Source organism: Herbaspirillum aquaticum (assembly GCF_002213425.1).
Classification (GTDB): Bacteria; Pseudomonadota; Gammaproteobacteria; order Burkholderiales; family Burkholderiaceae_D; genus Herbaspirillum; species Herbaspirillum aquaticum.
The window spans coordinates 261531-273230 of sequence record NZ_NJGV01000006.1; the positions used below are offsets into that span (position 1 = coordinate 261531).

An 11700-nucleotide genomic window follows, 5' to 3' on the forward strand; every position below is an offset into this window, starting at 1 on the left:
CGTCATCCCGCGCAGTGCCGGCGCACCAACTCAAGACACGGCGCTGCGCCAGGGTGCAAGCGGGTTTGCGCGGTGTTTGCGGATTGTATGGAGGGATTGAATGGATTGCTTCATGGCCCGCAAAAAACCGTTCGCCGGTGACGATTCGGCAAGCCGCACAGCAGCTGGGGGTGGCATCGGAATGCTGCGATTGACGGGATTTTTATGCAGTCAATTTGCCCATTGACGGGGTGCTGGTGGCACGCCTGATGCATTCAATGCCAGCGTCGCGGCGAGGTCGCCGGACCACTTCCCCAAGTGCAGACCAACAGCAATCGAGAGGAGTATCACCATGCCCGCAGTCACCAAAGCAGCCCACACCCCCGGCGATTTCCTGGTGGATTATGAAGAGAAGGTATTCGAAGACGTCAAAGCCCAGCCGGGAGAAAAAGCGCTGGTGACGTTCCATACGGTGGCCTTCGAAGGCTCGATCGGTTTCGTCAACCTGCTGCAGGCCACGCGCCTGAAGCGCAAGGGTTTCGAGACCTCCATCCTGCTCTACGGTCCCGGTGTGACGCTGGGCGTGCAGCGCGGTTTCCCGACCCTGGGCGATGAGGCTTTCCCCGGTCACCAGAACTTCAACAAGCAGATCGTCAAGTTCATGGAAGAGGGCGGCAAGGTCTACGCCTGCCGCTTCGCCCTGCAGGCCCTGTACGGTCACGGCGAGCCCTCGCTGATCCCGGGCATCCGCCCCATCAATCCGCTGGACGTGCTGGACCTGGTGCTGCTGCATCGTCGCGACAACGCCTTCATCCTCGACACCTGGACCCTGTAAGCGGAAGGGCGGCCCCATGAGCAATCACAAGAGAACGGTACGGGCGGCGGCGGTACAGATCGCGCCCGACCTCGACAGCGAACACGGCACCGTGGCCAAGGTCTGCCAGGCCATTGCCGAGGCCGCTGCGCAAGGCGCGCAACTGGTCGTGTTTCCGGAAACCTTCGTTCCCTACTATCCGTACTTCTCGTTCGTGAGGCCGCCCTTCGCCTCGGGCCCGGAACACCTGCTGCTCTACGAGCGGGCCGTGACGGTGCCCGGTCCCGTGACCCAGGCGGTATCCGAAGCCGCACGCGCGCATGGCACGGTGGTGGTGCTGGGCGTCAACGAACGCGATCACGGCACGCTCTACAACACGCAACTGGTCTTTGATGCCGATGGCACCCTGGTATTGAAGCGCCGCAAGATCACGCCGACCTATCACGAACGCATGATCTGGGGCCAAGGCGATGCCAGCGGCCTGAAGGTGGTGCCCACCGCCGTGGGCCGCCTGGGGGCGCTGGCCTGCTGGGAACACTACAACCCGCTGGCGCGCTACAGCCTCATGGCGCAACACGAGGAAATCCACTGCGCACAGTTTCCCGGTTCCATGGTGGGCCAGATCTTCGCCGACCAGATGGAGGTGACCATCCGCCATCACGCACTGGAATCGGGCTGCTTCGTCATCAATGCGACCGGCTGGCTCACCGATGAGCAGATCGCCGCCATCGAGCCCGACCCCAAGGCGCAGAAGGCCCTGCGCGGTGGTTGCTGTACCGCCATCGTCTCGCCCGAAGGCAAGCTGCTGGCCGAACCCCTGCGCAGCGGCGAAGGCATCCTGGTGGCCGACCTGGACATGGAACTGGTCACCAAGCGCAAGCGCATGATGGATTCGGTGGGCCATTATGCGCGCCCGGAACTGCTGCACCTGGTGATCGATGATCGCCGCACTTCGCCCATGTCTTCGCTGTTCCCGGCCGAACAGCCCGCACCTGTCATCCACTCCTCCACGAGGTCCCATCATGCAGACAGCCGTCATCCAGTTGCACCCCCAGCGTCCGAGCCGCAAGGCCCCCATGGAATTGATCTCGGAACTGCAGTCCTTGGGGCTGCGTCTTGACGATCCCGCAGCCGGCGCACAGAGCCGCCGGGGCGGGGCAGGGCCGTCGGATCACAAGGCGGTGACCGTCGACGGGCATACCGTGATGATCCCGGTGCATACGGCCGGGGCCTGGTCCTCGCCGTATGTGGCCACGCAGCCCGGCGCCGATGGCGCTTCGCGCATCCTGCGCGATGGCGTGGAAGTGGGCGTGGTGTCCTTCCCGCACCAGCCGCGCTTCTACAAGATGCAGACCTTTGATGGCATCCCCTACGGCAAGATCGCCACGCTGCATGGCGCCGATGTGCTGGCCACCACCATCCTGCAGAGCTGCATCCGTTACGAGAGCCGCCGCAAGTCCTGCCAGTTCTGCGCCATCGGCCAGTCGCTGGCGGCCGGCCGTACCATCCTGCGCAAGACGCCCGAGCAGCTGGGCGAGGTGGCGCGTGCGGCAGTGCTGCTCGATGGCGTCAAGCACATGGTCATGACCACCGGTACGCCCAATGCCACCGATCGCGGTGCGCAGCTGCTCTGCGAGAGTGCCTTCGGCGTGAAGTCGGCGGTGAACCTGCCGATCCAGGGCCAGTGCGAGCCGCCGGACGACAACGCCTGGTTCCGCCGCATGGCCGATGCCGGCATCGATACCCTGGGCATGCACCTGGAAGCGGTCACGCCGGAAGTGCGCAAGCGCATCATGCCCGGCAAGGCCACGGTGCCGGTGGAGCGTTACATGGAGGCATTCGCCGCTGCCGTCGAGGTGTTCGGACGCGGGCAGGTCAGCACCTACATCCTGGCCGGCCTGGGTGACAGCGACGAGGCCATCCTCAGGATGAGCGAGCAGCTCATCGCACTGGGCGTGTATCCCTTCGTGGTGCCCTTCGTCCCGATCTCGGGCACGCCGCTGGAAGATCACCCTTCTCCCGATGCCGCATCGATGCGTCGCCTGCTCGCGCCCCTGGCTGACATGCTGGAGAGCGCGGGCATGCGCTCGGGCGACGCCAAGGCCGGCTGCGGCAAGTGCGGTGCGTGTTCCTCGCTGTCTTCGTTCGAAAGGAAATGACATGAGCGACGTGGCCGAAAAAATTTCCCTCGCGCCTGAAATCCTGGCGCAAGGCGTGCGCATCAAGCTGGCGCTGGACAAAGGGGAGCGCGAAGCAGCGCGCCGCCTGCGCCGGGACGTGTTCTGCACCGAGCAGGGTGTCTTCCGGGAGGACGACACCGATGCCATCGACAGCATCGCCATGCCCATCGTGGCCGTTCTTGAGCGCGCCGATGGTTGGCGGGAAATCATAGGAACGGTGCGTATCCATGAATCTTCGCCAGGCGTGTGGCACGGTTCCCGGCTGGCCGTGGCGCAGCATGCGCGCCGCATCGGCTCGGTCGGCAGCGGCCTCATCAAGCTGGCCGTCTCCACCGCCCATGCGCATGGCTGCCACACCTTCCTGGCCCAGGTGCAGAGCCAGAATGCACCGCTGTTCCGGCGCCTGCACTGGCATACCCTGGCCGAGATCGAAGTGCATGGGCTGCCGCATCACCAGATGCAGGCCGACCTGTCCTTCTATCCGCCCATCAGCGATGGCGACGTCGGTTTCATCGTGGGTGGCCGCCAGGAGCAAAAGCCATGAATGCGCGCCACGGCAGCGCCGCGCTGGCGCAGATCGTCGAGGCCTTGCGCAGCTCGCGCGGCATCGCCCACAAGCGCGATATCGACGCTGTGATGCAGGCCTTGCCGATGGCGGCGGCGATCCGGCACCAGGGCCATACCCTGGCCGTGGGCGATGATTGTGCCGCCATTCCCGATGGCGACGGCTACCTGCTGTTTGCCATCGAAGGATTCATCAATGAGTTCGTGGAGCAGCAGCCCTGGTTTGCCGGCTACTGCGGCGTGATGGTCAACGTCAGCGACATCTATGCCATGGGCGGCCGTCCCCTGGCGGTGGTCGATGCGCTGTGGAGCCGTGGCGACGAGGCTGCACGTCCCATCCTCGAGGGCCTGGCCGAGGGCGCCCGCGTCTACGGCGTACCGCTGGTGGGCGGACACAGCAATGGCCGCAATGACCGCGAGCAGTTGTCGGTTGCCATCATGGGCCGGGCCAAGCGGCTGCTCACCAGTTTCGATGCGCGCAGTGGCGAGCACCTGGTGGCGGCCATCGATTTGCGCGGACGCTTCCAGGAACCCTATGCCTACTGGAATGCCAGCACCGGTGCGCCCGCCGAACGCTTGCGCGCTGATCTCGAGGTGCTGCCCGGGCTGGCCGAGGCAGGCCTGGTGCGGGCGGCCAAGGACATCAGCATGGCCGGCGTGATCGGGACCGCCCTGATGCTGCTGGAGTGTTCCGGCAAGGGGGCGGTGATCGACCTGGATGCCGTGCCGCGTCCGCCGGAGGCCGATTTCCTGCGCTGGCTGGGCGCCTTCCCCAGCTATGGTTTTTTGCTCAGCGTGGCCGGGGAGGACCTGCAGGAAGTACTGTCCCGCTTCGCCGCGCGCGACATTGCCGCTGCCGCCATCGGCCGCATCGATGACAGCCGCCAGCTCGACCTGTGCATGCAGGGGCAGCGGCTGCCGTTCTGGAACCTGGCCGAGGAAGCGTTGATCGGTTGCGGTCCGCGCCGGGAGTCGTAAATGGACGCACTACGCACACCCCTGCGCATCGCCATGCTGACCCACTCCGTCAATCCGCGCGGCGGTGTGGTACACGCCTTGCAACTGGCCGAGAGCCTGCAGGCCATGGGGCAGGACGTCACCCTGTTTGCCCCCGATGCCCGCGGCAAGGGTTTGTTCCGGCCTGCGGCCTGCCATTTCCAGCCGGTGCCGGGACCCGCGCAGTGCGGTGATGTGGCTGGCATGGTGCGCCAGCGCATCGACGATTACCTGCGCTGCTTCGCGCAGCGCGACATGGGGCGCTTTGACATCTGCCATGCGCAGGATTCCATCAGCGCCAACGCACTGGCCACCCTGGCCGAGCGTGGCGTGATCGGCGGCTATGTCCGCACCGTGCATCATCTCGACCAGTTCGACGATGCGCGCCTGCACGCCTGGCAGGAACGCGGCTACCGTGAGGCCGACCTGGTGCTGTGCGTGAGCCGGACCTGGCAGGACATCCTGCTGCGCGAACATGGCGTGCGCTCCGCGCTGGTGTCCAACGGGGTCGACACGCTGCGCTATACCGCCGAGCCAGGACCCCGCGATCAGGCTTTGCGGCATGCCCTTGGCCTGACCGGCGCCCCGCTGTTGCTGGCCGTCGGCGGCGTCGAACCCCGCAAGAACACGCTGGGCATCCTGCAGGCTTTCGTGCGTCTGCGCCGCGTCTATCCGCAGGCGCAACTGGTCATTGCCGGTGGCGCCAGCGTGCTCGATCACGCGCACTACCAGCAAGCCTTCCAGGCCGAGCTTGAGGCCGCCGCCTTGCCGGCCGACGCCGTGCGCATCCTCGGCCAGGTGGCCGACGCCGACATGCCGTCCCTGTTCCGCTGTGCCGATGTGCTGGTGTTTCCCTCGCTCAGGGAGGGTTTCGGCCTGGTGGTACTGGAGGCCATGGCCAGCGGCGTGCCGGTGGTGGTCTCGCGCATCGCGCCCTTTACCGAGTATCTCGACGGCGACTGCTGCGCCTGGGTCGATCCGACCGACCCGGCCTCGGTGGCCGCCGGCATCGCCCATGCGCTGGACCCGGCTGCGCGGCCAAGTTTGATCGCGGCGGGCCGGGAAGTATGTGCGCGCTTCGCATGGCAGCGCTCGGCACGGCGGCATGCCGGCCTGTATGCAGATTTCATCAGCTGCCCCCCGTTGGCAGCGTCTTTCCAAGAGGAACACCATGCCTGAAATGCACTTTCGCGTCCGCTGGCCGGACGACACCGTCACCGATTGCTATTCGCCCTCGCTGGTGGTGAAGGAACACCTGGAGGCCGGCCGCAGCTACCCGCTGGCCGAGTTCGTCCAGCGCAGCGCGACCGCGCTCAACATCGGCAGCGAGCGGGTGCGCGAGAAATACGGTTTCGCCTGTTCATCCGCCCTGGACCAGCTGCGCCGCATCGAGGAGCTGGCTGCCCGCTTCGAGGCCAGTCCCGATCCGGTGGTGCGGGTCGAATCCTTTACGCCCTGAGCGGCATCTTCCTGACTCTCCATCAACACGACATCGCAAGAGGAACATCATGGCTACCCCATCTTCCGGCGCAGCGCGCCACCACAGCGTCATCATCATCGGCGGCGGACAGGCCGGCCTGTCCATCAGCTGGTACCTGAAACAGGCCGCCATCGATCACCTGGTGCTGGAAAAGCACGAGGTCGGCCATGCCTGGCGCAACGAGCGCTGGGACACGTTCTGCCTGGTCACACCCAACTGGCAATGCAACCTGCCCGGCTATCCCTATCGCGGTGACGATCCCTACGGTTTCATGAAGAAGGATGAGATCGTGGCCTACCTCGATGGCTTCGTGGCCAGCTTCCAGCCCCCGGTGCGCGAAGGCGTGAGCGTCCAGAAACTCTGGCGCACAGGTGAGGGCTGGCACATCACCGCCAGCGATGGCGACTATACGGCCGACCAGGTGGTGGTGGCCGTGGGTGGCTACCATATCCCGGTGGTGCCGCGTGCGGCCGAGCGCCTGCCGGCCGATATCGTGCAGATCCATTCCAGCCAGTATGTCAATCCGGAGTCGCTGCCTGAGGGCGAGGTGCTGGTGGTCGGTACCGGCCAGTCCGGCTGCCAGATCGCCGAAGACCTGCACCTGGCCGGACGCCGCGTGCACTTGGGCGTGGGCGAGGCGCCGCGCGTGGCGCGCACCTATCGCGGCAAGGATGTGGTGGAGTGGCTGGACAAGATGAAGTACTACGACCTGCCGGTGGACCAGCATCCGCTGGGCACGGGCGTGCGCGAGAAGACCAACCACTACGTCACCGGCCGTGATGGCGGGCGCGATATCGACCTGCGCAAATTCGCCCTGGAAGGCATGCAGCTCTACGGCAAGTTCGACAGCCTCGACGGCGAGGTCGTGCGGTTCGGGGCCGGTCTCAAGGGCTATCTCGATGAAGCCGATGCGGTCTCCGAAAGCATCAAGGACAGCATCGACAAGTTCATCGCCGCGCAACAGATCGAGGCGCCGACGGAGGCCCGCTATGTGCCGGTCTGGCAGCCTCCCGCAGAGGAAGTGCGCACCCTCGACCTGCGCGCACGGGGCGTCTCGGCGGTGGTGTGGTGCATCGGATTCCGTACCGATTTCAGCTGGATCTCCGAGCCCATCTTCGATGGCCGTGGCTATCCCGGACATGAGCGTGGCGTGACGGCGGCACCGGGCCTGTATTTCCTCGGCTTGCCGTGGCAATACACCTGGGGCTCGGGCCGCTTCTCGGGCATCGATCGCGACGCGCGCTACCTGTTCGACCACATCACGGCGCTGCGCGCGCAGGCCGGGCAGCCGGTGCTGTCGCAAGCCGCCTGATTGCCGGAGGCGCCCATGCATCCCGCACCGCAGCCCTTGCCGGTGGAGGCCGGCTCCTCCGCCTATGGCCGGCTCATGGACTTCTCGCGCCAGGACCCGCACGCCTTCTGGCGCATGCAGGCCAGCCGCATCCACTGGCAGCGCGCTTTCGACCAGGTCCTCGATGATGGCCGTGCGCCGTTTGCCCGCTGGTTTGCAGGCGGGCTGACCAACCTGTGCTACAACGCCGTCGACCGCCATCTGCCAGAACGGGGCGAGCAGTCGGCCCTGGTGTGCGTGTCGCAGGAGACGGGGCAGGAGCGCGTACTGAGCTATCGGCAACTGCACCGGGAGGTCAGCATCATGGCCGCCATCCTGCTTGCTCGCGGGGTGCAGCGCGGCGACCGGGTGCTGGTCTATTTGCCCATGATGGCCGAGGCAGCCATTGCCATGCTGGCCTGTGCCCGCATCGGGGCGGTGCATTCGGTGGTCTTCGGCGGCTTCGCGCCGGCCAGCCTGGCCGCGCGCATTGCCGATGCGGCGCCGGCGCTGGTGGTGTGTGCCGATGCCGGTTTCCAGAACGGCGTAGCGGTCCGCTACAAGACCTGGGTCGACCAGGCCATGGACATCGCCGGCTGCAGCTGCCCGGTGCTGGTGGTCGATCGCGGCCTGCTGCCCTGGACTGCCGTGCCGCAGCGTGATCATGATTATCACGCCTTGCGCACGCAGTACTTCGACGCCGACGTGCCCTGCGTGTGGCTGGAGTCCGGCGAGCCCAGCTACCTGCTCTACACCTCCGGCACCACCGGCCAGCCCAAGGGCGTACAGCGTGATACCGGTGGCCATGCAGTCGCCCTGGCGACGTCGATGGCCCTGCTGTTCCAGGGCCAGCCGGGGCAGACCATGTTCACCACCTCCGACCTGGGCTGGGTGGTGGGGCACAGCTATGGCGTCTATGCACCCCTGCTGACGGGGATGTGCACGGTGCTTTACGAAGGCTCGCCGATGCGCCCCGATGCCAGCGCCTGGTGGCGCCTGGCGGAAAAATACCGGGTGAACCTGATGCTGTCCTCGGCCACCGCCATGCGCCTGCTCAAGCGCGGCGGGCGCCGGGCCTTCCGCATGGCCGACCTGTCAGCGCTGCGATGCCTGTTCCTGGCTGGCGAACCGCTGGACGAACCCACGGCGGCCTGGCTGGAAGACGCCCTGGGCAAGCCCGTCATCGATCACTACTGGCAGACCGAAACCGGGTCCCCGGTCATCGGCCTGCCCTTGACCGACCTCGATGGCCACACCCCCTTGCGCCGCCAGCGCGGCTCGCCCGGCTTGGCCACAGCCGGCTATCGTCTTGAATTGCGCGATGAGCACAGCGGTGCGAGCTGCGCGCCGGGCAGCAAGGGCTTGCTCATGGCTGCCGGTGTCTTGCCGCCAGGCTGCTTGACCACGCTGTGGCAGCGCGATGAACAGTTTGTGCGCACCTACTGGAGCCAGTTGCCGGAACAGGCCGAGCTGTCATCGCCGTCCGGGCAGTGGCGCTATGCCACCTTCGATCTCGCCGTGGCCGATGTACAGGGCCATCTGCGGGTGCTCGGGCGCGCCGACGATGTCATCAACGTGGCGGGCAAGCGGCTGGGAACGCGTGAAGTGGAAGAGATCCTGCTGGCCGATGATGCCGTGGCCGAGGTCGCCGTCTTCGGCATACCGCATCCCCTGCGCGGACAGGTACCGGTGGCCGTGGTGGTGCCGCGTCCTGATACAGGCTACCAGCGCAGCCTGCTGGAACATCGGCTGGGAGACGCCGTGGTGGCGGCCATCGGCGCCTGGGCCAGGCCGCGCCGCATCGTGCTGGCGCAAGCCTTGCCGCGCACGCGCTCGGGCAAGGTCTTGCGCCGGGACCTACGCGAACTGGTCGCCCGCGAGGCCAGCGGCGACGTTGCTGCGCCGGAATTGCAGGAACTGCAGCAGGCATTGGCTGCCGCCGCCCGCCTGGACCTGCCGGAACCGGCATGAGCAGTCGGCGGCAGCGCACGAAAAAAAGCCCGTCCGGGGGAGTGGACGGGCTGAAAGATCCGCTGGATGTCGTCGCAGCGGACAAGGGGAAAGAGGAGATCCCGATGTGGCCACTGTAGGCGCCGAAAATTAAGCCAGACTTAAATCGGCAAAAAATCGCAGCGCAGTCCTGGCGACCCGCCGGGAGGCCACTTGCCACATGGCAACGTGGCATGCGCGCATCACTTCATCCCGCTTTGCCGGGAACCGCGCGAATTGTTGAAGTTCCCATGCCGCCCGCTGTTACGCTTGCAAGCAATCGGATTGCGTGACTACAACGGGGGAACGATCCGAGCATGGCGTCCGGTCGCATCAGAACGGGACGAGCCCTGGCTGCGGCCAGGCTCGTGATGAAGGACCGACCCATTCCCCGCACTCCGGCCAAACCGGGGTCATAACAACATTCCATTCTGCCCTCAGGTCCGACCGCAGCCAGGCTGCGTGCCGGCGAGGGCGCTTGCTTGATCATCCACAGCTTTTCCAGGTCAACACACCATGACATCTTCTTCCCTGCGTACCCGACTCATTGCCCTCTGTGCCGGCATCGTCGTACTGGCCATGCTGGCCATCGTCCTGACCAACTTCATCACCGCACGCTCGCGCACCATGAGCGTGCTGGACGGCCAGATGGCCCAGCTGGCGCAGAGCCAGGCATCGGCCATTGCTGAATGGGCCGATGCCAGGAAACTGGTGGTCTCCTCCATCAAGCAGGCCGCTGACGCCGCCGAACCGCTGCCCTTCGTGAAGGCGGCCGAGACCGCCGGCGGCTTCGACCTGGCCTACATCGGCTACGCCGACAAGCACGCCGTGTTCTCGCAGCAGCGCAACCGCGCGCCGGACTACGATCCGACCAAGCGTCCCTGGTACCAGCTCGCTTCCTCCAGCAAGGGGCCGGTGCTGACCGCCCCCTACACCAGCGCCAGTACCGGCAAGCTGCTGGTGACCTTTGCCGAGGCCATCACCAAGGACGGCCAGGTCACTGCCGTGGCGGCGGCCGATGTACTGCTCGACAGCGTGGTGGCCGATGTGGTGGCCATCAAGCCCACTCCCAACAGCTATGCCTTCCTGGTCGACCTGGGCGGGAAGATCATCGCCCACCCCAATGACAAGCTGCGCCTCAAACCTTTGTCGGACCTGGATGCGGCCATCACGCCGCAATCGCTGTCGGCCGCCATGGCCGCCAACAGCCATCAGGAACTGGCGCTGGACGGCCGCAAGCAGATGCTGTTTGCGGCCCGCGTGGGCGGTACCGACTGGCTGCTGGTGGTGGCGGTGGACCGCGCCGATGCGCTGGCCTCGCTGACGGCCATGCTGGCCAGCTCGGGCGTCATGGCGGTGGTGGTGACCATCCTCGCTGCCCTGGTGCTGGGTGCGCTGATCTCGCGGGTGCTGCGCCGGTTGTCGGTGGTGCAGCGTGCGCTGGAAGAAATCGCCGATGGCGACGGCGACCTGACGCGCCGCCTCGATACCCATGGCAGCACCGATGAGCTGGGCCGCATCAGTGCCGCGTTCAATCGCTTCGTCGACAAGGTCGAGCACGTCATGCTAGACATCCGCGAGGCCAGCCACACCATCCACGCCGCCACCCGCGACATCGCCAGCGGCAACATGGACCTCTCGCAGCGCACCGAATCGCAGGCCAGCTCGCTGGAGCAGACGGCCGCGGCCATGGAGGAACTGACCTCCAGCGTGCGCCACAACGCCGACAACGCCCACCAAGCCAACGAACTCTCGCAGTCGGCCTCCGAGATCGCCGGCCGGGGTGGCGCCATGGTGGAGCAGGTGGTCCAGACCATGAGCGCCATCAATGCCTCTTCGCAGAAGATCGTGGACATCATCAGCGTGATCGACGGCATCGCCTTCCAGACCAACATCCTGGCCCTGAATGCGGCAGTGGAAGCGGCCCGTGCGGGTGAGCAGGGACGCGGCTTTGCGGTGGTGGCCTCCGAAGTGCGCTCGCTGGCCCAGCGTTCGGCCACGGCTGCCAAGGAAATCAAGGTCTTGATCAGCGATTCGGTGGAGCAGGTGCGCGCCGGTGAGCAGACCGTCAGTGAAGCCGGCAGCACCATCCGCAGCGTTGTGGAAAGCGTGCGCAAGGTCAGCGACGTGGTGGCCGAGATCACCTCGGCCAGCCGCGAGCAGAGCCAGGGCATCCAGCAGACCAACGACGCCGTGGCCCACATGGACCAGGCAACGCAGCAGAACGCGGCACTTGTGGAAGAGGCCGCCGCCGGTGCCCAGCAACTGCAGGAGCAGGCGGCGCGGCTGGCGGAGGTGGTGGCCTTGTTCCGCTTGCGGGATGCGGCGCGGCAATGAATTTCACACCGGTAAGGATTTGTGGTTTAAA

Annotated in this window: 10 protein-coding genes; all 10 read left to right on the forward strand. The window is 66.3% G+C overall.

The features are described 5' to 3' along the window. Positions 1-331: 331 nt before the first annotated feature. On the forward strand, positions 332-814 hold the full coding sequence (locus CEJ45_RS08715; RefSeq protein ID WP_088754757.1) for an MSMEG_0572/Sll0783 family nitrogen starvation response protein: 483 nt from the start codon (positions 332-334) through the stop codon (positions 812-814). 16 nt (positions 815-830) lie between these two features. Further along, entirely contained in the window at positions 831-1913 is a 1083-nt protein-coding gene (locus CEJ45_RS08720) for a Nit6803 family nitrilase (RefSeq protein WP_088754758.1), read from the forward strand. Continuing rightward, positions 1870-2952 (forward strand): MSMEG_0568 family radical SAM protein, encoded by a 1083-nt coding sequence (locus CEJ45_RS08725; protein ID WP_088754759.1) that lies wholly within the window; start codon positions 1870-1872, stop codon positions 2950-2952. Before CEJ45_RS08720 ends, CEJ45_RS08725 begins: the two co-directional genes overlap by 44 nt. Position 2953: 1 nt before the next feature. Continuing rightward, entirely contained in the window at positions 2954-3517 is a 564-nt protein-coding gene (locus CEJ45_RS08730; protein ID WP_088754760.1) for an MSMEG_0567/Sll0786 family nitrogen starvation N-acetyltransferase, read from the forward strand. Then, a complete protein-coding gene (locus CEJ45_RS08735) occupies positions 3514-4515 on the forward strand; it encodes a sll0787 family AIR synthase-like protein (RefSeq protein WP_088754761.1) in 1002 nt (333 codons plus the stop codon). Before CEJ45_RS08730 ends, CEJ45_RS08735 begins: the two co-directional genes overlap by 4 nt. Continuing rightward, entirely contained in the window at positions 4516-5712 is a 1197-nt protein-coding gene (locus CEJ45_RS08740; protein ID WP_206601740.1) for an MSMEG_0565 family glycosyltransferase, read from the forward strand. Then, the gene (locus CEJ45_RS08745) at positions 5705-5992 is read left to right on the forward strand and encodes an MSMEG_0570 family nitrogen starvation response protein (RefSeq protein ID WP_088754762.1); all 288 of its coding nucleotides are present in this window, start codon (positions 5705-5707) and stop codon (positions 5990-5992) included. Before CEJ45_RS08740 ends, CEJ45_RS08745 begins: the two co-directional genes overlap by 8 nt. A 49-nt stretch (positions 5993-6041) precedes the next feature. Then, the gene (locus CEJ45_RS08750) at positions 6042-7325 is read left to right on the forward strand and encodes an MSMEG_0569 family flavin-dependent oxidoreductase (RefSeq protein ID WP_088754763.1); all 1284 of its coding nucleotides are present in this window, start codon (positions 6042-6044) and stop codon (positions 7323-7325) included. A 15-nt stretch (positions 7326-7340) separates the two neighbouring features. After that, entirely contained in the window at positions 7341-9314 is a 1974-nt protein-coding gene (locus CEJ45_RS08755) for an AMP-binding protein (protein WP_088754764.1), read from the forward strand. Between the two features lie 534 nt (positions 9315-9848). Beyond that, positions 9849-11669, forward strand: coding sequence for a methyl-accepting chemotaxis protein (locus CEJ45_RS08760; protein WP_088754765.1), 1821 nt, complete (start codon positions 9849-9851; stop codon positions 11667-11669). The last annotated feature ends 31 nt before the right edge of the window (positions 11670-11700 follow it).